16 protein-coding genes are annotated in these 21,669 nt (G+C 64.9%); 8 read left to right on the top strand and 8 right to left on the bottom strand.

The annotated features are described in order from the left end of the window. The first annotated feature begins 24 nt into the window (after positions 1-24). The 3 genes from IPK69_04685 to IPK69_04695 all read left to right on the top strand — a co-directional run bounded on the left by IPK69_04685 (position 25) and on the right by IPK69_04695 (position 4,739). Positions 25-2,667 (top strand): pyruvate, phosphate dikinase, encoded by a 2,643-nt coding sequence (locus IPK69_04685; GenBank protein ID QQS10422.1) that lies wholly within the window; start codon positions 25-27, stop codon positions 2,665-2,667. Positions 2,668-3,089: 422 nt separating this feature from the next. Further along, a complete protein-coding gene (locus IPK69_04690; protein ID QQS09921.1) occupies positions 3,090-3,299 on the top strand; it encodes a hypothetical protein in 210 nt (69 codons plus the stop codon). 141 nt (positions 3,300-3,440) lie between these two features. Beyond that, positions 3,441-4,739 carry a homogentisate 1,2-dioxygenase gene (locus IPK69_04695; protein ID QQS09922.1) on the top strand — a complete coding sequence of 433 codons (1,299 nt, stop codon included), beginning with the start codon at positions 3,441-3,443 and terminating at the stop codon, positions 4,737-4,739. 84 nt (positions 4,740-4,823) lie between these two features. On the opposite strand, the gene IPK69_04700 is transcribed toward IPK69_04695, so the two are convergent. The 6 genes from IPK69_04700 to IPK69_04725 form a co-directional block, all read right to left on the bottom strand. Continuing rightward, a complete protein-coding gene (locus tag IPK69_04700) occupies positions 4,824-6,173 on the bottom strand; it encodes a 2-oxo acid dehydrogenase subunit E2 (GenBank protein ID QQS09923.1) in 1,350 nt (449 codons plus the stop codon). A 57-nt stretch (positions 6,174-6,230) separates the two neighbouring features. Further along, positions 6,231-7,283, bottom strand: a complete 1,053-nt coding sequence (locus IPK69_04705) for an alpha-ketoacid dehydrogenase subunit beta (protein ID QQS09924.1) — start codon at positions 7,281-7,283, stop codon at positions 6,231-6,233. Between the two features lie 243 nt (positions 7,284-7,526). Continuing rightward, on the bottom strand, positions 7,527-8,942 hold the full coding sequence (locus IPK69_04710) for a hypothetical protein (GenBank protein QQS09925.1): 1,416 nt from the start codon (positions 8,940-8,942) through the stop codon (positions 7,527-7,529). Between the two features lie 262 nt (positions 8,943-9,204). After that, a complete protein-coding gene (gene serC / locus IPK69_04715; GenBank protein ID QQS09926.1) occupies positions 9,205-10,419 on the bottom strand; it encodes a 3-phosphoserine/phosphohydroxythreonine transaminase in 1,215 nt (404 codons plus the stop codon). 140 nt (positions 10,420-10,559) lie between these two features. Further along, complete coding sequence (locus IPK69_04720) at positions 10,560-11,342, bottom strand: RDD family protein (protein QQS09927.1); 783 nt, start codon at positions 11,340-11,342, stop codon at positions 10,560-10,562. 240 nt (positions 11,343-11,582) lie between these two features. Beyond that, entirely contained in the window at positions 11,583-12,251 is a 669-nt protein-coding gene (locus IPK69_04725) for a transposase (GenBank protein QQS09928.1), read from the bottom strand. A gap of 333 nt (positions 12,252-12,584) precedes the next feature. Between IPK69_04725 and IPK69_04730 the strand changes: the two genes are divergently transcribed. Beyond that, on the top strand, positions 12,585-13,388 hold the full coding sequence (locus IPK69_04730) for a hypothetical protein (protein ID QQS09929.1): 804 nt from the start codon (positions 12,585-12,587) through the stop codon (positions 13,386-13,388). Between the two features lie 279 nt (positions 13,389-13,667). On the opposite strand, the gene IPK69_04735 is transcribed toward IPK69_04730, so the two are convergent. Continuing rightward, entirely contained in the window at positions 13,668-13,916 is a 249-nt protein-coding gene (locus tag IPK69_04735; GenBank protein QQS09930.1) for a hypothetical protein, read from the bottom strand. Positions 13,917-14,242: 326 nt separating this feature from the next. Here IPK69_04735 and IPK69_04740 point away from each other — a divergent pair, with 326 nt between their 5' ends. Further along, positions 14,243-15,688 (top strand): immunoglobulin domain-containing protein, encoded by a 1,446-nt coding sequence (locus IPK69_04740; protein QQS09931.1) that lies wholly within the window; start codon positions 14,243-14,245, stop codon positions 15,686-15,688. A 185-nt stretch (positions 15,689-15,873) separates the two neighbouring features. Here the strand turns inward: IPK69_04740 and IPK69_04745 are convergent, their stop codons facing one another. Next, complete coding sequence (locus IPK69_04745) at positions 15,874-17,115, bottom strand: cyanophycinase (protein ID QQS09932.1); 1,242 nt, start codon at positions 17,113-17,115, stop codon at positions 15,874-15,876. A 494-nt stretch (positions 17,116-17,609) separates the two neighbouring features. Between IPK69_04745 and IPK69_04750 the strand changes: the two genes are divergently transcribed. From IPK69_04750 to IPK69_04760, 3 genes are all read left to right on the top strand, one after another. Next, the gene (locus IPK69_04750) at positions 17,610-18,479 is read left to right on the top strand and encodes a hypothetical protein (GenBank protein ID QQS09933.1); all 870 of its coding nucleotides are present in this window, start codon (positions 17,610-17,612) and stop codon (positions 18,477-18,479) included. Positions 18,480-18,615: 136 nt separating this feature from the next. After that, positions 18,616-19,512 (top strand): hypothetical protein, encoded by an 897-nt coding sequence (locus tag IPK69_04755; GenBank protein ID QQS09934.1) that lies wholly within the window; start codon positions 18,616-18,618, stop codon positions 19,510-19,512. A 114-nt stretch (positions 19,513-19,626) separates the two neighbouring features. Further along, positions 19,627-21,561: a hypothetical protein gene (locus tag IPK69_04760; protein ID QQS09935.1), complete on the top strand. Its 1,935-nt coding sequence runs from the start codon at positions 19,627-19,629 to the stop codon at positions 21,559-21,561. Positions 21,562-21,669: the final 108 nt, after the last annotated feature.

The following is a 21,669-nucleotide window of genomic DNA, read 5'->3' on the forward strand; positions in this document are numbered from 1 at the left end:
GGCGCCGCCGCCCCCGCCCCGATCATGCGGAACAAACCGGGCAAGATGGTCTTCTTCTTCGGGAAGACCAAGACCGAGGGCCGGGCCGAGATGAAGCAACTGCTGGGCGGCAAGGGCGCGAACCTCGCCGACATGACGTCGATTGGGCTTCCCGTGCCCCCCGGGTTCACGATCACGACGGACACGTGCGCGGCGTACTACAAGGCCGGACAGCGCCTCCCCCACGGGCTCATGAACGAGGTCCACAAGAACATCGCGATGCTCGAGAAGGAAACGGGGAAGAAGTTCGGGAGCAACGACAACCCGCTCCTCGTCTCGGTGCGTTCGGGCGCGGCGGTGTCGATGCCCGGGATGATGGACACGATTCTGAATTTGGGCCTGACCGACGCCGCCGTCGTCGGCCTCGCGAATGCGACGGGCAACACCCGTTTCGCGTACGACGCGTACCGGCGCCTCATCAACATGTTCGGCGACGTCGTCATGGGCGTCGATCACCACTACTTTGAGGAGGCTTTCAACAAGATCAAGCGGAAATACAGCGCCACCCAGGACACCGATGTGCCCGAGCAGGGCATGGTCGAGTTGTGCGAGGCGTACAAGGCCGTCTATCAGCGCTACGTCGGCGAGGTCTTTCCCCAGAACCCCTTCAAGCAACTCGAACTCGCCATCGAGGCGGTCTTCAAGAGTTGGAACGGCGATCGCGCCATCTCGTACCGGCGTATCGCCGGGATCCAGGGGCTCAACGGGACCGCCGTCAACGTCCAGACGATGGCCTATGGCAACATGGGTGATGACTCGGGAACCGGCGTCGCCTTCACGCGGAATCCGGCCACCGGCGAGAACGAGTTCTATGGCGAGTTCCTCATCAACGCCCAGGGCGAGGACGTCGTCGCCGGCATCCGCACGCCCCAGAGCGTCGACCAGATGCCCAAATGGAACAAGAAGGTCTATCAGCAACTCCTCGAGATCAAGACCAAACTCGAGAAGCACTACCGCGACATGCAGGACATCGAGTTCACCATCGAGCGCGGCAAGTTGTACATGCTCCAGACGCGCAACGGCAAGCGCAACGGTGTCGCCTCCGTCAAGATCGCCTGCGAGATGGTCCGCGAACGCCTCATCGACGAGAAGACCGCGATCCTCCGCATCCCCGCGCAGGACCTCACGCAACTTCTCCTGCCGAGTTTCGACCCCTCGAAGAAGAAGGCCGAGGTGCTGACGACGGGGATCCCCGCGAGCCCCGGCGCGGCCGTGGGCAAACTCGCCTTCACCGCCGCCGAGGCCGTCGAGCGCGCCCACAAGGGCGAGAAGGTCATCCTCGTCCGTCGCGAGACCAGCCCCGAGGACGTCGAGGGGATGCACTCGGCCGTGGGCATCCTGACGAGCACCGGCGGGCGCACCAGCCATGCGGCGGTCGTCGCGTGCGGCTGGGGCAAGTGCTGCGTCGTCGGCGCGGGCGAACTCCAGATCGACGAGGCCAAGGGCACGCTCACCGTCAAGGGGAACAAACTCTCCCGCAACGACGTCGTCTCGCTCGATGGCGGGACGGGCGAGGTGATGGCGGGCGAGATCTCCACCGTCGAGCCGAAACTCTCCGGCGACTTCGCCCAGGTCATGAAGTGGGCCGACAAGTATCGCAAACTAGGCGTGCGCACCAACGCCGACACCCCCGAGGACGCCGACCGCGCCCGCGGCTTTGGCGCCGAGGGCATCGGCCTCTGCCGCACCGAGCACATGTTCTTCGAGGGCGACCGCATCAAGGCGATGCGCGAGATGATCCTCGCCGAGACGCTCGAGGCCCGTGAGAAGGCCCTCAACAAACTCCTCCCCTTCCAGCGAGACGACTTCATCGGCATCTTCACGAGCATGAAGGGCTTGCCCGTCACCATCCGCCTCATCGATCCGCCCCTCCACGAGTTCCTCCCCCACGAGGAAAAGGCGCAGAAGGAAATGGCCCAGCAACTCGGCGTCTCGGTGGACAAGGTCAAGAGCCGCGTCACCGCCCTTCACGAGATGAACCCCATGCTCGGGCACCGCGGCTGCCGACTCTGCGTCACCTATCCCGAGATCCTCAAGATGCAGGTCCGGGCGATCGTCGAGGCCGCCATCGACTGCCTCCGCGACAACCTCAAGGTCTACCCGGAGATCATGATCCCCCTCGTCGGCACCAAGGCCGAACTCGACGCCCTGCGAGCCCAGGTCGAAGAGACCATCGCCGCCGTCAAGACCGAGGAGGACTACCGCCCCAAACTCGACATCAAGATCGGCACGATGATCGAAATCCCCCGGGCCGCCGTCACCGCCGATGAGATCGCCCAGTCCGCCGACTTCTTCTCCTTCGGCACCAACGACCTCACCCAACTCACCTTCGGCTACTCGCGTGACGACGTCAACACCTTCCTCCCCGATTATCTCAGCAAGGACCTCCTCCCCGCCGACCCCTTCCAGACCATCGATCAGGGCGGCGTGGGCAAACTCGTCAAGATGGGCGTCGAACGAGGCCGCTCCACCAAGGGCGACCTCAAGGTCGGCGTCTGCGGCGAGCACGGCGGCGACCCCAAGAGCGTCCACTTCTTCCACAAGGCGGGGATGGACTACGTCTCCTGCTCGCCGTTCCGCGTCCCCATCGCCCGCCTCGCCGCCGCCCAAGCCGCGTTGATGAAGTGATCGAGTGACGAATCTGATTTCGAAGAACACCCACGCGCCGCCGCGTGGGTGTTTTCTTTGATGGCCGCCACTCCGAGGCGGGACTCAGCCTTAGGTGGCACCGCTCTCCAGAGCGGTGCTCGCATCTCATATCCTCCCGCATGTACTGCCTCGGCTGCGGCTACAACCTCGCGGACATTCAGCCCATCGGTGATCCGCCCCGGCACATGTGCCCGGAATGCGGTCGAGCATTCGACCCTCACGACGATCGGACCTGGACAACCTGGACTGGCCGGCACGCCGTGCGTTCCCGCGGTCTTGATGCTGTCGTAACCATCACCTGGCTGTGCGCGAGATGGGCGCTATTTGCGAGTATCTACCTGTGTGTGTTCTTCATCGGGTTGCTCTTTCGAGTCACGGTTCCCTATGAACTGCGATGGCTGATGAGCATGTTCTTGATCGCGTCCATCCTCTTCATCGGCGGGGGCATCATTGTGGCCTTGCCGGTCGCTTGCGTGCTGCTCTTCTCCGCGACCCGATACGAGATCCGCGCACGCCGCAATCCCAAGCGATCCGAACGACTGACCTACCACATCATGGGGACGTTCGGGATCCTCCTGATAGACGTCATCTTGATTTGCTCCGGGGTGTAAACGCACGAACCCGAGACCGAGACCCAATCTCACCCAGACCTCCACCGGTTGTACTCCCACCGCGTGTGAATCGATGTCCACGCGCATGGCCAGACCTCGCCGTCTTCGCCCCTAGAATCCCCCACCAAAGGAGGCACGTCGATGGCATACTACTTCAAACTCGGAAACCTCCCCAAGCAGAGGCACGTCCAGTTCCGCCGCCCCGACGGCGCGCTCTATTCCGAGGAACTCTTCGGCACCGAGGGGTTCGTCGGGCCCAGCAGCACCATGTACCACATCCACCCGCCGACCCAGGTCAGCGGCTGGAAGACCCTGTACAAGACCAAGCCCGAGTACGTCGAGGAAGACGTGATGCGCATGCGTCACGCCAAGACCGCCAAGATGAAGGCCCGCGGCGACTCCGTCACCGGACGCGTCGTCCTCTATGGCAACAGCGACGTCGAGATGTCCGTCTGCGTCCCCAAGGACCAGATGGACTATCACTTCAAGAACGGGCAGGGCGACGAGTGCCTCTTCGTCCACTTCGGCAGCGGGACCGTCTACACCATGTTCGGAACGCTCAAATTCGGGAAGAAGGACTACATCGTCATCCCCAAGGGCACCATCTATCGCATGGAGTGGAACCCGCTCAAGGACGCCGACCGCCCGGAGAACTACACCAAAGACGAGATGCCCTTCGGCAAGTTCGTCTGCTTCGAGACCGCCAACGGCAGCCACATCGGACCGCCGCCGCGCTATGTGAGCAAGGCCACGGGCCAGTTCCTCGAGCACTCGCCCTATTGCGAGCGTGACCTGCGCGTGCCCGAGTTGCCCCTGACCTTCGACGAACTGGGCGAGTTCGAGGTGCGCATCAAGGCCCGCGATTGCGTGCACTCGTACATATACTCGTACCATCCGCTCGACATCGTCGGGTGGGACGGCTGCTACTACCCGTACTGCTTCAACATCGACGACTTCGCCCCGATCGTGGGCAAGTTGCACATGCCGCCGCCAATCCACCAGACGTTTGAGGGTCACAACTTCGTGATCTGCTCCTTCTGCCCGCGCGTGCTCGACTTCCACCCCAACGCCATCCCGATTCCCTACAACCACAGCAACATCGATAGCGACGAGATCCTGTACTACGTCGAGGGGAACTACAAGGCCCGCCGCGGCATCGAGGTCGGCTCCATCAGCCTCCACCCGCAGGGCATCCCCCACGGGCCGCACCCGGGCACCGTCGAACTCAGCCTCGGGAAGACTTTCACCGACGAGTTGGCCGTCATGTGCGACACCTTCCGCCCGATGTTCCCCACCAAGGCCGCGCTCGACATCGACGACATCTCCTATCCAGAAAGTTGGCGAGCCGACCACCACGCCCCGCTCCAGCAACGCCACGGCAGCAACGGGCACGCACCCAAGCCCGACCCCAATCGCGTTGGCAACGTCTGGGCGACGTGATCGAAACACAACCGCACTCAAGTGATCGATAGAGAACCCCACGCACTCGTGGGGTTTTTCATTGGGATTGGATGACAGGCAGTGTCAGACGAGCAGGCTCGCCGGCTTTTCGAGCATGCTCTTCACCGTCGCGAGGTATTTCGCCGCCATCGCGCCATCGACGACGCGGTGATCGCTCGACATCGTCATCGACATGACCTTCGCCGGGACGACCGTGCCGTTCTTCACGATCGGCTTGTCGAGGGCGGCCCCGACCGCGAGGATCGCGACATTCGGCGGGTTGATGATCGCCGTGAAGTGGTCCACGCCGAACATCCCGAGATTGGAGATCGTGAACGTCGCGCCCTCCATCTCCTGGGGTGACAAGCCCTTGGCCCGGGCCTTGTCGGCGAGTTGCTTGGTCTGCGACGAGATTTGACGCAGGCCGATCGCGTCGGCGTTGCGGATGGTCGCGACGACCAGCCCGCCGCCCTTGGCCTCATCGAGCGCGATGGCGACGCCGACGTTCACCTCGCCCAGAATCTCGATCGACTCCTGCCCTTTGGTGGCCACCCACCGGCTGTTCACGAATGGATGCTCATGCATCGCCAGAGCGCACGCGCGGACGAGGAAGTCGTTCACGCTCAGTTTCACGTTCTGCGTCGCGAGTTGCTCGTTGAGTTGCTGGCGGAGCGCGAGGAGCGCGTCCATCTCGACCTCGACCGTCACCTGATAGTGCGGGATGGTCTGCTTGCTCTCGACAAGGCGCGTCGCGATCACGCGACGCATGTTGGAGAGCGTCACGGTGCGGGCGGCGAGGACCGGAGCGCCCGGCGCGAAGGCGGGCGAGGGCGCCGGAGCCGCGCCGCCGCCGCGGCCGGGAGCGACCTTCGCGCCCACACCGCCACGGATCGCTTCTTCCACATCCTTGCGGACGATACGACCGCCGGGGCCTGAGCCTTCGAGCGACGCGAGATCGATCCCGGATTCCTCGGCGATCTTCTTGGCGAGTGGCGAGGCGAAGACGCGGTCGTGCGTGCCGTGCCCGACACCGTTGGACGTGTGCGACGTGCCGCCAGTCGGGCGATCGATGACGGCGGTCGATCCCGCGCCACCCGACGAACCACCGGCGTTGGACGAACCCGCACCCTCGGCCTTCACGCTCTTTGCAGGGGCGGCACCGCCGGCGCTCGCCTTGATCTTCGATGCGTCCTCGCCTGCCTCGGCGAGCACCGCGATCACGGTGCCGACGGCCACCGTCTGCCCCTCGCTCACCCCGAGCGAGGCGATCGTGCCGTCATCAAACGTCTGCAGTTCCATCGTGGCCTTGTCGGTCTCGATGTCCGCGATGACATCGCCGGACTTGACCTGCTGACCTTCCTTGACGTTCCACTTGACGACGGTCCCCTGCTGCATGGTGTCGGACAGGCGGGGCATGGTGATGGAGATTGACATCAGACGATCCTCAGAGTTGACCTCGAACCAACTAGACCGACACCTCTCGGCACCGAATTACGCCAGCGTCTTCCTCACCGCCGCCGCGATCTTCTCCTTGTTGGGGAGATACGCGTACTCCAGGTTCTTCGCATACGGCGTCGGCACGTCCTCCGTGTTCACTCGCACCGGCTGATAGTCCAGCCAGTCGAAGCATCGCTCACAGATCTGCGTCACCACCTCGCTCGCCACGCTGGCGAACGGCCAGGACTGGTCCACCACCACCACGCGCCCTGTCTTCTGCACGCTCGCGATGATGGAATCGATATCGAGCGGGCGGATCGTTCGCATGTCGAGCACGTCGCACTCGATGCCATCCTTCGCGAGTTCCTCGGCGGCCTCAACGCAGAAGTGCACAGGACGACCGAAGGACACGAGCGTGCAAGACTTGGTCTCGCTCGCGGCCTCGCGCACGAGTCGCGCCTTCCCGAACGGGATGTAGTACTCCTCCTCGGGGACGTGGGCCTTGTCGCCCAGCATGCGCTCGCTCTCGAGGAAGAAGACCGGGTCCAACTCACGGATCGCCGTCTTCAGGAGGCCCTTGGCGTCGTACGGATTGCTGGGGATCGCGATCTTCATCCCGGGGACGTTGCTGTACAACCCCTCGACGCACCAGGAGTGGGTCGAGCCCAACTGACCGCCCGCGCCGTCGTTGCCACGGAAGACGATGGGGCACCCCCACTGCCCGCCGGACATGTACAGCATCTTCGGCACGTTGTTCAGGATCTGGTCCGCCGCAACAAGGCTGAACGACCACGACATGAACTCGATGATGGGCTTGAGCCCGTACATCGCCGCCCCGACCGCCAACCCGGCAAAGCCGTTCTCGCTGATGGGGCTGTCGATGATGCGCTGGGGCCCAAACTCCTCGAGCATCCCCTGGCTGACCTTGTACGCCCCGTTGTACTGGGCGACCTCTTCGCCAAGAAGGAAGACCCGCGGGTCGCGGCGCATCTCCTCGCTCATCGCCTCGCGGAGCGCCTCTCTGAACTGGATGACGCGATCGCCCTCGCGCGGCGGGAGGGGCTTCTCGAAATCGGGCAAGGCGGGAAGATTCAGCGTGCTGACCATGGACTCGTTTTCCGTTTCTCTTCAATGTTCGAGAGGTGTGGCGATCGGGCCGTATCGTGGATATCGGCCTCTCATGCCCCCGGGATTCGCCCAAGGCGACGGGGCACACCGATACCGTCCACGACCAGCCACGATCGTAGCGTCCTGAGCCATTACCGGGGGTTTTGCGGGGCCAAAGCAGACGGCGGCGGGATGGACTCCCGCCGCCGTGGTATAGGCGTTCAAATGTGTCTACAGGCGGCCTCAGCAGCCGGCGTTGAAGCGCGTCAGGTAGTAGAGCAGGTCGTCGATCGTGACGCCGCCGTCGCGGACGCCCGTTCCCGAGCCATTGTCCACGTCCGCGCATCCCGAGCCAGTGCCGAAGATCCCGATGTAGTAGAGGAGGTCATCGACCGTGGCGCCACCGTCGGGCGTGCCGTTGCCGCTGCCATCGTCCACGTCGGCGATGCACGTCGGCGCGCCGGGGACGGGAAGCCCGCCCACGCTGACGGAGGTCGGCGTTCCGGGCTTGAAGAGGCCCATCGAGGCCGAGCCCGTCGTCGGGGCCGAGGTGGACGTGAACCAGAAGTTGTACATCGTTCCCCAGCGAAGGGCGTTGGTGTTGGGGTTGTCTTCGTACTTCTCGGGGCTGGCCCACGTGACGGTGCAGTTGCTCACGTCGCTATTCCAGTCGGCGTTGTCATAGGGATCGTCGTGGTAGTCCACCGAGTGGAAGCCGATGTTGGTGACCACCGAGCCGAGCGGATTCGGGACGCTGAGCGTCGTGCCCGCGCGGTCGGAGTTGAGGTTGTACACGGCATAGTCGTACATCCACGTCCCGTTGCCCAGGTCGGTCGCCTTGCCGCCGATGAAGTACCGTCCCTCGCCGGGGACATCCACGGTCTGGATGACGATCGAGGTGTCGGGCTGATTGAGTCCCAGTCCGTGGTCGCGCCACGCGAAGATCGCCGCGGTCCCTTCCTTATCCACGTCGGCGAGGCTCCAGACATAGGTCGGCGTCGCGCCCGTCCGCGCCACGCTCATGACGCGGTGCGTGGCGTTGTTGAGCTGCTGCGCCGGCTCTTCCTCGGCACAGACATACAACCCTTCGCCGATGAAGATGGCGTTAGGGTGGTTGGCCAGGCTCATCTCGCTCTCGTCGATCTGCACGCGACGCCAGATGGCGTTGCCTGTCCCGCCGGGGATCGCCGTGAAGGTCCCCTCATAGGGATTGATCCCCGAGCGATTGCCCAGCCGGCTCTGCCCGCCGTTGAACCCGCTGGAGTAGGTATCGCGGCAGCCGGGGCGGAGCGTCCCCGCCGGACCGGCTGTGCACGTCCCGCAGCCCGACCCGTTCGCCACGCAGCACCCGTGCTTGGCGTTGCCGATGCCGATCTGCATGAGTCGGCCGTTCTCGAGGCGATACGCGTTCATCGCCAGGGCCGGCGTCCCGCCGTTGATCCATGCCAGGGGCGCGTCGCCGAGGTTGCACGTCTGGCTCCCCCACGCGTAGCCGTGGACCGTGCCGACGGGTCCATAGTGCGAGGCGCTGTGCATGCTCTGGTGGGTGATGTCGGGCCCGCCGAGCGCCGTGGGGGCCAACGCCGCCAACGCCGCGGCCACGCCACACATGAGGCCTGCGCGGACCGACACACGGGAAACGTCACGAATCTGTGCCATGGAGAACTCCCTTCAAACCGGCCTGTAGCGAGAACGAACGCCACGCCCAGGCCCCAAGCCGAACCCACGAAGGACGAGAAGCCCAGTATACAGGGAATCCCCTTGGGGCACAACCCGCCCCCCTACTGCCCCCTCGCGGGGAAATGGCCAAAGGACCAAATGGCCAAATTGCCAATACAGAGGCCCCCATCATCCGTGGCCCCATGAAACGATGCCCTTTGGGCCATTTGGACAGTTTGGCCATTTCAAGCGGCCAAGTCGGCTACCCGTTCTTGCGCTCGAAGTCGCGCATGAACGAGGCCAGGGTCTCGACGCCGCTCATAGGGAAGGCGTTGTAGACGCTCGCCCGCACGCCGCCTGTCGAGCGGTGGCCCTTGAGTTGGTCCATCCCCGCCGCCTTGGCCTCCTTCACAAACTTCTCGTCCAGGGCCGTTGCGTCCTTCACCTTCGGGTTCACTTTGAACGAGATGTTCATGAGGCTGCGGCTGTCCTTGCGGGCGTGCCCCACAAAGAACTCCGTCGAATCGAGCACGTCGTAGATCACCTTCGCCTTAGCCGTGTTCCGCGCGTGCATCTTGCTGAGGCCGTCCTTGCCGCAGGTCTTCTCGATCCACTTGAAGACCAACCCAGCAACATAGATCGGGAAGACCGGCGGCGTGTTGTGCCGGCTCTCGTCCTTGGCGTGCGTGGCATACTTCAGCATCGTCGGCAGCGGACGCACCGCCTCAAGCAAATCCTCGCGGATGATCACCAGCGTCGTCCCCGCGATCCCGATGTTCTTCTGCGCCCCGGCATACACCATCCCGAACTTCGAGATGTCCATCGGGCGCGAGTAGATGTCGCTGCTGGCGTCACAGATCAACGGAACGCCATCGGGCATCTTCGGGTACCGGAACGTCCCGTCAGCATTCCGCCACTGCGTGCCATAGATCGTGTTGTTCGAGCACATGTGCACGTACGCGGGCTTCCCACCCCCACCCCCCCCACCCCCGGCATACGCGATCTCGTTGTCCGCGGGGCAGTACGCGTGGCTCACCTTCCGCCCGTCCCACGCCTCGTGCACGTTCTTCGAGTAGAACTTCCCCTCCTCGAAGGTCTTCTCGGCCCAGTATCCGGTCGTGAGATACTCCGCGCTCCCGCCCTCGGGCAGAAGGTTCGCGGGGATCATGAAGTTCTGGCTCGTCGCCCCGCCCGTCAGGAAGAGGATCTTGTAGTTGTCGGGGACGTTCCCCACGCGCCGGCACGCCGCGTGCGTCTCGGCCCACATCGCGTCGGCCGCCTTGCCGCGATGGCTCTGCTCGGCGATGCCGATCCCCGTCCCCATGAGGTTCATGAGGTCGTCCTGGGCCTCGCGGATGACCTCCTCGGGGAGCACGCCCGGCCCCGCCGAGAAGTTGAAGGCTCGCCCGGGGCTCAAGTGATCGATGTCTACGCCGTGCGAGGACGAACGGACGCCGGCTGCGTGTGTGGTGGTCATGGGGAACACTAGGCACTAGGCATTCGGCATTAGGCATTCGCCATTGGGCAAGAGGAACAGCAAGAGCGGATGCGCCAACGGTAACCCCGGCGGTTTCCCTGGCAAATAAACCCACGTACCTGATGCCTGGTGCCTGGTGCCTACTTCTTGAGCACCACCGTCCCCGCGATGATGTCGTGCAGGCCCTGCTTCTTCTGGGTGAAGCCCGCCATGATCCAGCCGATGAGGAACGTGAACCCGTTGACGACCTTGCCCAGCATGCGCAGGTTCGCCTTGCCGAAGGAGATCCGCTGCCCGTTCGTGTCGGCGACGATGATCCCCAGCGCCCGCTTGCCGAAGGTCGCCTGCTTCTCGCCCGACTCGAGCATCGCGAAGTACAACCACGTCGCGACGATCGCGGCCAACTGCACCAGCAGCATGATGCCTCCGGCAATCGCCCCGGCCGCCCCCCCGCCACCACCACCACCACCACCCGGTCCGCCCGAACCGCTCACGCCGGCCACCATCCCCACCAGGAAGGCCAGCACGAACGTCACGATCACGATGGGGACCGTGATGATGAGGCAATCGAGCAGGTACGCGGCGAAGCGCACCCAGAACCCGGCATAGTTCGTCGGGTCGATGGTGCGATCACCGGCAAAGCCGATCTGCCCCGGAGCCGTCGGCGGGGCGGCGTGCGTCCCGGCCTGGGCCGCCCCCGCGAGCGTCGCCTGCAACTCCGCGACCGATCGCGCCGCGACCCAATCGCCCATCCCCTCGCGCCACACCAGCGTCTCGGGGCGCACCTGCCCCACGCGGATCAGTTCGACCAGCCGCCCCATCGGCACCGGCCCAAACCGCGACGACCCCAGCGCGTAGTACCAGCCGTCGGATCCACCACCCGCCCCACCGGCCCCCCCGGCCATCGGTTGCTGCATGTTCATGGGGGGAATATATCGGAAAACCCGGCGTCGTGCCGTGAAGGAGAAAGGGAATGGGGAATAGGCAATGGGCAATGGCACTCGACCACCGCCGTCTCATCAATCCTCACGAATGCCGAATCACGAATCACGAGGGAGGAAATGGCCAAATGGACAAATGACCAAATGGCCAAATGAAAAAGGCCCCGGAATCCTCCGAGGCCCCATGGCGGGTGGCGTGGATTGATCCTGCCTTGGGTGCCATCAGTCGGCGGCTCTGCGACGACTGATGCAAGCGCCACCGGATGCGTCGTGTCCCTCACCAACGCTCGGACTCCCGGCTGGCCGAGTCGGCGGGAGCGGATCGATAGCCACGGGTCCCGTGCAATCGCCCCCCCACCCCGCGTGCCACCGCGCCGACGACCACGCCCAGTCCTCGGGTCGCGGGACCAGGCCCCGGCAAACGGGGTTCTCATGGATGTAACGTAACTTCTCGTCGAACTCGGCGAGACTGGAGATGTTGCGGTCGTACCCGCCGCCGCGTTGCCAGATTCGGATTGTTCCATCGGAGCCTCGGATCTCCGCGAGGGATCCGGCGTCGCGCCCACGCCACCACCCGATCGTCTCCTGCGCCGTCGATCGCTTGAGATCGTGGAGGACCTTCGCGACCGGCCCGTCGGGCAGCCGCGGCCACAGCAGGAGATGCACGTGCTCGGGCATCACGACCCAGGCGTAGAGATGGAACTTCCATCGCGCCCTCGTCCGCTCGAGATGGCGGGCCAGACAATCGCGAGTGTCGGGATCGAAGAGGAGCGGCAAGCGCCGGAAGCACGAGAACGTGAGGAATCTGGCGTGATGGGGGTCCTCGTGCCGTCGGAGGTGCTTTCGTGGGGGAGGCGGGGGCGGGGGTAGAGCGTCGGACGGGACGGTCATGGCGTCAGCGTACGCCTCGCATCAGTCGGCCCAAAGCGACCGACTGATGGCACCCAAGGCATGACCAAAGCCATGCCACCCGCCGGGCGAAGCGCATGGGGGGCCGTCCCACGCCACCCGCCTACCACCGGCAAAGGCTGTGAAGACAGGCGCTCTGATCGCCTCGATCGTTCGTGGCGCTTTCAAACGGAGTCCAAACAACGAGGCGTGAATCCACGTTCACGTTCCGCCGCTCGCACAATCGACTTGCCGACACCCTCGGATCTGGTAGGATCGTGCTGTGGGTGCGCTAACTCTGTTGTCTCTCTCACCACCTTGGATGGGAAGGGCGTCATGAACACACGTCGTCGTTTCGTTCTTGCGTCGGTCGTGATCTTCGGATCCGCCGCCACGGCATCGGCCCAGACCGCCGTGGTCGCCTTTGACGATCCCGGCAACTTCCACCTCTACGACCAGACCGCCACCGCCGCTCCGAGCGATGGGCAGATCCGATTCCGGGCCAACACGTTCTCGGCCAGTTGGCCGGGGCCGGGCGTCATGGACGCGGACTTTTTCTATGGTTTCGGCTCCGCCGGACCCGGCGTGACCGGCGTCGAGAGCCCCATCTCGTATGTGACGCTCACGAATGTGCTCGTCCGGCGTGATCCCGCCGATCAAGTGCCCGGCGCGATCTATGGCTTCCAGAGTCTCTCCTTCTCCATGCCCAACATCGGCGCCATCTATCCGCAGGGGATCCAGGTCGGCGCCTTCTTCACGGGCTCACTCGTCGACTTCGATAACGATGGGTTCATCACCGGCACCGTCCTCCTCACGACCAACATCGATGGCGGGCTCGGAAACAACGCGCTGGAGTTCAGCGTCACCAACGCGGCCGTGGTTCCCGGCGGCTCGATCCCCTTCAGCATGAGCGCGCTCGCCGGACCAAACTCCGCCGAAGGTTTCTCGCTGGGTCTCGGGCTGTCGTGGTCGGTCCAGGGCGGCGATGGGTTCGAACTGCCCGGCAGCGCCCACGCCATCGCCATCGAGGGCGGCACCGGGTTCAATCCCCAGGTCCCCGCGCCCGCATCGCTCGCTGTTGCGGCTCTCGGAATCACGGCCGTGACACGCCGCCGTCGTTCACGGCGTGAGACGCGATAGTCATACTCCAACACATAGCGCACGAAACACACTCGATCGGGTGCCGAGGGTCGTGCGCCCGGTGCCACCAAAGTCCGGCGCCACCTTTTCTCCATTCCACTTCCCCGTCTTCCCGGACTTTGGTGCGGTGCGCTCGAGGCGAACTCGGGGACTCTTCGACACTCGTCACGCCCAACACACTTCAAGTCCGGAGGAATGGGGGGGGCGGGAGTTGTGGGGGGCGCTCGTCGCGGGGCGATGCTTGTGGAGACCGGCCGGCGGCGTGTGTGTCGTCGCCTTCTACTTCGATTTCTTCGGCCGCGTCTTGCTGGCCCCGGGCTTTTTGGCCGCGTTCCTGGCCGCCGACTCGATCTTCTTCTCCCTCGTCATCCGGGCCTGGTCGAGGACGTGCGAGGGGTCGAGCCTGCTCCCCGAGTGCGGCGTGAGCGCGGACGTCCGCGACTTCCCACCCGAGGCCTTGGCTCCTGTCATCCCCTTGACCTGCGCCCCGCCACCCTTGCCGCCGCGACTGCTCCTGATCGATGACATCGCCGTCTCCTCGTTCGCCACCAACGCCCTACCCCAGGAACACCAGGGCCCGTGAACACCAGGGCCCACGACCCCGGCTTGCGATGGGGACAGAGATGCTACGGCTGAGAGCGACGCGGGGGCGCCGAGGGGATGCAGAACGCGGGGGCGCCCGTCCGCACGAGGACCATCGTCCCATAGTCTCCCGCGTTCGGGCCAATCACCACGCGCGGCCGGTCTTGATCTTGCCAAGGCCTTCAACGCCCGGTAGATTGCGGGGGGCGGGGAGGGGGGGCTTCGATCACACGGCCCCGACGACGGCACGATCACGACACAGGAGACGCGCCATGCCACACGCCACGAGGGTTCTCCGTTGGGCCATGGTGGCCGCGCTGGGTGTGGGCCTCGTCCCCGCGTCCCTTGTGGCCCAGGTCTGTCCCGCGCAGTGGAGCGCCGACCTGGGCACGCCGGGTATGGGCAGCACTGTCAACGCCCTCGCGCTCCTGCCCAATGGACATCTCATCGCGGGTGGCGGGTTCACCTCGGCTGGTGGCGTCACCGCGAGCCGCATCGCGCGCTGGGATGGCACCTCATGGTCGCCCCTGGGCACGGGCATGAACGTCACCGTCCTCGCCCTCGCCGCGATGCCCAATGGCGACATCGTTGCCGGTGGACAGTTCACCGTCGCCGGGAGCGTGACGACGTCGTGGTACATCGCGCGATGGGACGGCATCGACTGGCAACCGATGGGCGCGGGCCAGGCGGCCACCGTGCGCGCCCTCGCCGTCATGCCGAGCGGCGACGTCATCGCCGGGGGCGCGACGGTGGAACGCTGGGACGGCACGGCGTGGTCGCCCGTCGGCACGCCGCTCAACGACCTCGTCTTCTCTTTGGCCGTCATGCCCAACGGCGACCTCATCGCCGGAGGACAGTTCAACTCCATCACCGGACCGGCCGACCGCATCGCCCGATGGGACGGAACGGCGTGGCAGCCGATGGGGAGCGGGATGGACGCGAACGTGACCACGCTCGCCGTCATGCCCAACGGCGACCTCATCGCGGGCGGGGGCTTCACCACGGCGGGCGGCGTCTCGGCCAATCGCCTCGCGCGATGGAACGGCACGGCGTGGTCGGCGCTTGGCACGGGGATGAATGCGACCGTGCAGGCCATCGCTCCATTACCGAACGGCGATCTCCTCGCCGCCGGCTCGTTCACCACCGCAGGTGGAGTCTCGGCCAATCGTGCCGCACGCTGGAACGACGCGTTCTCGATGTGGACGCCGCTGGGCACGGGCCTCAACGGTGGCGTGAACGCCCTTGCTGTCACGCCCATGGGCGATGCGATCGCGGGAGGCTCCTTTACCACGGCCGGTGGGAACTCCTCGCTGCGCCTAGCGCAATACTCCTTCGGAGGCGTCGCGCCGGCAATCTCGTCTCAACCCTCGACGCTCACCGCCAAGGAGGGCGCCATGGCGGCCTTCCGTGTGACCGCGACGGGATCGACCCCGCTGAGCCTGCAATGGCGGAAGAACGGCGTCCCGCTCGTCGATGCCGGGTCCATCTCCGGCGCCACGAGCGACACCCTCATCATCAATCCCGTCACCGCCGGCGACGCCGCCACGTATGACTGCGTCCTCTCCAACACCTGCGGCACGCTCGTCAGCGATCCCGCCGCACTGACCGCCACCTGCACCACCGACGTCGACAACGGCACCGGCACGGGCACGCCCGACGGCGGCGTCACGATCGATGATCTGTTGTATTACCTCACACGCTTCAACGCGGGGTGCTGAATCAACTGTGAGTTCTCGTGGGCGGGTGTCGAGGACGAGTGCTTCGCCCACACCGCAATGAGGAGCACGGCTTGTGGGGGGGGGGATGGCCCAGAGCCGCTACTGTCTCGGGGCACTCGCCCGGTGTGTGGGAAACGAAGGAGACGGTAGACGCCGGCTCGGAGAGCCGGCCTACTGCATGTGCGTCAGTGGTCGGCGTGGTTCGTGGCGGGAGTAATCTCGACGATGGACCAGCCGGTGCCGTCGGGCCAGGCGGTCTGGTTGTAACCATCGAGTTGCAGGTGCTGCGCCGTCGCGGGATGGTCTGGCGTGGGCCGGTGCTCGGTGGACTGGTTCACGGTTGACGTGTCCTGCTGGGCGCGAAGGAAGAATCGCCACGAGGCGAGTTGGCGGTTCTGCCCCGGCTCGACGATAGGGTGGTCCTCGGTGGCGTCGGGCCGGGGCGGCGGCTGGGGAATGGAAGACTCGAGACGCGCGAGGAGCGAGACGCGTGCGCCCTGCTGGATGACCAGAGCACGCAGATTCGAGCGCGAGAGGCCGTCGCGACGCACGCCGCCGGCGTCCACCAGCAGCGAGTCGGCGACGCTGACGCCGATGAGATCGCCGGTCGCGAGGTCCACCTCGACGCAGGCGTCCTCGCCGACGCCGATCCCAAGTCGCGTGCCGCTGGTCTCGAGGGCCGCGACGAGCCGGCCGAAGCGGTGCCTCTCGAAGAAGTGCGAGTCGGTGATCGCCCAGGGGAGAAAGCCCATGCCCTTGCCGATCCGCGGGCCGAGGGGAGGCCGTGTTGATTTCTCGTCCGCGTCGTCGTCGGGGCCCTTGCTCGTGCGCGTGGAACGGATGCCCAGCGCCTCGGCGCTGCGCCCCGTCAGGAACATGGGGTCGGACATCATCGCGTCGCCGGCGCTGGTCCCGGCGATGGTGCCGCCGCGCGCGAGCAGGCGCCGCATGGCGAGCGACTCGGGCGTGTCCGCGTCGTCCTTGAGGTATCGCGCCGTGATCCGCTTCTGATCGCCGCCGGTAAAGAACATCGCATCGGCGGCGTCCACGAGCGCCACGGTCTCCTCGGTCGGGGTCTCGCGCGTGATGGTGTCGATCCGGCACGTCGGGCAATACGCAAGGATGGACTCGGTCTTGCCCTTGGAGTTGGCCTCCTGATCGAGGCTGGCCGCCGTTGCGATGAGTATGCGCGGCTCGCGTGCGGACCCGGCGCTGTGCCGCGCCAACTCGATGAGGCGGTCGTAGACAGGTCGATTGTCGTCATCGAGCCCGCCACCGATGATGAGCAGGTGCCCCGCGCGTCCCGCTCCCTCACGGCTGTCACTTCCTTGACCGCGACCACGGGCGTCGCGATTCGACGCGCACGCCGCCATGGCCAGCGCTACAAGAACTCCCACAACACCGCGAAGAGCCGAGTTCATTTTCATGGGGCGATCCTATCCGGGCGAGCACGCACGACCCGCCGAACATTCGGTTGCTCACCAGGGCGGGATTGGCCGGGCACGGTCGCAAGAGATACGTCATGGCGCCCGCCGGCTCGTTCGTGATGAGGCTTCGCGAGTAGCTCGTCTCAGCAGCATGTTTCCACAGCATCGATCACTGATCCGCGTGCGGTAGTGATGCCACAGATCTCCGTTATTCGTGGTCGTTCGTCCCCGGTTCGGATCGACCTCCCACGAGTTTCCGGACGCAAGACGGCCTTTTGTTTCTCGTCATTCTCAGGTACGATCTTCCCTACCCCGGCGCTATGGCATGGTTGATGTTTGACCGTGCCGATTGAGTTTCTTGTGACCAGCGCCGGCGTCCCTGGAGTTCGTTCATGAAACGTGCCACTCTCGCGTTCGTGTCCGTGCTTTCAGCCTCGTCGCTCACTCATAGCCTAGCCCACGCCCAACAGTGCGGCCTGCGAAACAGCGCCCGGATGGCCCATGGTATGTGCGACAGCGGCGGAGCGGCCGAGACCCGACCTGACACGGGCATTGTCAGCGCAGGACCGATCGTCACCAGCGCGAGCGTCAGCCCCACCAACGCCTGCGGGTGCAACTCGGAACTCTCGGTGCTGATCACGTCAGACTATGGATCGCTCTCATACCTCGGGAGTGGTGTCGGATCCTCGTGCTCGTGCTGCGGCATCTTTCTGTGGATCGACCAGGGCGACGGTGACGCCAAGGCCCAGTTCTTTGATCGACTCACGATTGCCTCTGCGACGCTCCCCGCCGGCACGCCTGTCACCGTGCGCGCGAACCTTTCCCTTGTCGGAGGACACGTTGCCAGCAACTCGGCGAGCTTCCCCCCCACCGAGAGCTCATTCAGCGCCAGACTCGACGTCACAGGGCCCGTCGGCAGGTTTCTCTCGATCAACGACACGCAGGGCACGACGAATGACGAGTTCACGCTCGTCGTTGGACAATCTTTCGACATCCGTGGGCGGCTCGACAGCCTGCTTCGAGATCGCGTCCTGCAGGGGCTGAACCAGACCGGCTCCTTCGAAGCCAGCCTGAACGCCGTGGTGTGGTTCGATGTCTTGACCGCCGGCGCGGGGCTGACTTCGTGCAGCGGACACGACTATGCCCCCGTCATCACGTGCATCGCCGACGTGGACGACGGCACGGGCACGGGCACGCCCGACGGCGGCGTCACCATCGATGACCTGCTCTACTACATCCAGATCTTCAACATGGGCCTCGTCGCCGCAGATGTGGATGATGGCAGCGGCACGGGCAACCTCGACGGAGGCGTGACGATCGACGATCTGCTGTATTACCTTGTGAGGTTCAATGCCGGATGTTGATAGACGATGACACGGTGCATGGTGTCATCGAAACTTTGTGCGATGGGGTTTCTGGCAAGGATCATCTTGTGCGATAGCACCGCATTCGATCCGTGACCGTTTCGATGTGGGGAGACACACCATGAGACGCGTAGTGATGATCCTTCTGTTCGCAACACTGAACTCCATGGCCTGCGCCCAACCCCAACTCCGGGCCACATCGCGCGCGGTCTCGGAGGCGTTTGGGCCAGGGCCCGGCGACGTGTCGGCGGACTCGGGGGTGCTGGCCGTCGCGCCGGCGAGCGCGATCTCGTCGGCCATGGACAACAACGTGGAACGCGGCGCCTTTGGGATGTGCCTTGCCGAGTGCGACGCGGACTTTTCAGGGTTCCATTTCTCCGCGTCCGGCACGGGAGAGACCTCCGGCGCGGGTATGTTCCTGACCGCGTTCGGCACCGGCTCCATCAGCGATCAGATCACCATCACGTCCACGACACTCCCGGTCGGCACGCCGGTCATGCTGCGGTTCACGGCGGCCACGACCGGACACGCGACCGTCACCGATCAGGACCCGGTGGTGGGCGTCATCGCCTCGTTCGGCCTGTGCACATCCTCCTTCTTGTCGGGCTTCGGATCACTCTCTCAGACATGCGCCTCCAACGTGGGTGCGACGTTCACGTGGTCGCGAACGCTCAATGTCACGCTCTCGGCCAACCGGCTCAGTGGCAATGGCCCGATCATGTCGGGCATCTCGGCCGATGTGCACGTGCTGCACACCATCGAAGTCCTGACACCAGGCGCGCTCGTGTCCGCGCAATCAGGGCATAACTATGCCCCGCCGATTGTCTGCATCGCCGACGTCGACAACGGCACGGGCACGGGAACCCCCGACGGCGGCGTCACCATCGACGATCTGCTCTACTACATCCAGATCTTCAACCAAGGCCTCGTCGACGCCGACGTCGATGATGGCTCGGGCACGGGCACCCACGATGGCGGTGTGACGATCGACGACCTTCTCTACTACCTCACCCGGTTCAATGCGGGGTGCTGAAGTGGCCTTGTGATCGTGCGACATCCTGTGTAGATTGTGGTAATGACGAACCTCCGCCATGGCATCGGCTCATTCCCATGCCCAAGAACCACCGAGTCACGCCGAGTGACATGCTTGGCGCGCTGTCGGGGCTTTATCTCGATGGTCGCGGCAGTCACGTCGCTCGCGGTTGTGCATGTCGCCTCCGCGACCATCCACTATGTGAACGCCACCGCCTCGGCCGGCGGCGATGGGGTGACGTGGGCGACGGCGTACACCGATGTCCAGAGCGCTCTGGGCGTGGCCGTCGTGGGTGATGAGGTGTGGGTCGCCGAGGGAGTGTACAGGCCGGAGGACAACACGTCTTTCGTCGTCCTGCCGGGAGTCTCGATCTATGGCGGATTTGCTGGGACCGAACTCAATCTCGACGATCGCGTGATCGCCGCCCATCCCACGACGTTCGAGGGCGCCGGACCACGGACCATCACGGTCACGGGCACAGCACCGGCCGCGAGCACGCCGCTCACGATCATCGATGGGCTGATCGTTCATGGCGACGGCACGCAGGCCCCGCCACCGCCAGCCGGGAGCAATCGATACATCAGCGGCGGTGGCCTGTCTCTCTATCAAGCGAACGTGCTGCTATCACGATGCACGGTGAGGTTGTGCCGATTCAGGGTGGATCAGGCTCGCTTTGGGACGGTTGATGGAGTGGGTCTTCTGGCTGGATCTTCGGTACTTCACATCGAGGACTGTCTCTTTGAAGACAATCTCACTCCCTTTGGCCACTTTGCGGGGTGTGCTGCCGGCTCGACGTACATCGGCCCTGGCAACGGGGCCGCCTTGTATGCCGACTCTTCGAGTATCGCGGTGACGGATTCGAACTTCACGAACAATAGATGCGGCAGCGGGGGAATCGGTGCCTGCTCCTCAAGAAATTCACAAGCCGGAGCGAACGGAGGTGCCATCGCATCGGTCTTTGGCTCGCTTGCCGTCTCCCGATGCGTCTTCGAGAGGAACATTGCTGGGAACGGCGCTTCATCAACGAATACATCGTCGGGTGCGGGAGGACTCGGTGGAGCGATCTTCTTTCGTGGGTCCGGCACCAACGCCATGACCATAGACCGAACTGTGTTTGTTGGCAACACCGCCGGGGCGGGCGGCAATGACAACAACCAGACGGGCGTCTCACCCAGTGGTGACGGCGGCGCGGTCGCCGGGATCCGCTTCGGTTCCACGAGCCCCGCCGTGTTCTCGGGGTGCATCTTCATCGCCAACCAAACCGGTAACGGTGGCAACTCCGTCGGACCCAATCTTGGCGGAAGCCCGGGTTTGGGATCCGCAATCTCGCTCAACTCCGCGACAACCATTTCCAACTGCGTGTTTGCGGGTAACTCCATCGGTCGATTCGGGAACAACCACTTCATACCGTCGAATCCTCCCACGCGCGGCCTCCTCGACGCATCCCTCGCCACCATCCGCAACTCGATCTTCCTCAACAACACCGGCTCGGCCACCACCCCCCTGCTCGCCCAACTCGGCGTCTACCAATCTATTGAGCACTCCTGCGTCGCGATTCCGCAAGGCCCCACCACCAACGGCAACATCAACCTCGATCCCCGCTTCCTCGACCTCGACGGGCCCGACGACATCCTCGGCACCGCCGACGACGACTACCGCCTCGCCCCGGACTCGCCCTGCATCGACGCCGGCCGCAACGATGCGTATCCCGCCACAGCCACGCTCGTCGATCTCCTCGGCAATCCCCGCTTCATCGACGACCCCGCCACGCCCGACACCGGCCTGGGCACGTCCCCAATCATCGATATAGGGGCCGTGGAGTTTGTTCCCATCGCTGCGCCCTGCCCCGCCGACCAAGACGACGGTAGCGGCACGGGCACCCGCGACTCCGCCATCACCATCGACGACCTCCTCTATTTCCTCGGCGTCTTCCAGTCCGGCAACGCCGCCGCCGATCTCGACGATGGTTCCGCCACCGGCACACACGACGGAGCCGTCACCATCGACGACCTGCTCTTCTTCCTCGATCACTTCAACGCAGGGTGTTGAGGGAAGAAGGCATCAGGCACTAGGCACTGGGCACCAGGGTATGTGAAACGGCCATGGCAGAGTGGCCACGGCCTTGGCGACGCGCCCCACGAATGCCGAATCACGAAT

It is taken from the genome of Phycisphaerales bacterium, assembly GCA_016699835.1.
Lineage (GTDB): Bacteria > Planctomycetota > Phycisphaerae > Phycisphaerales > UBA1924.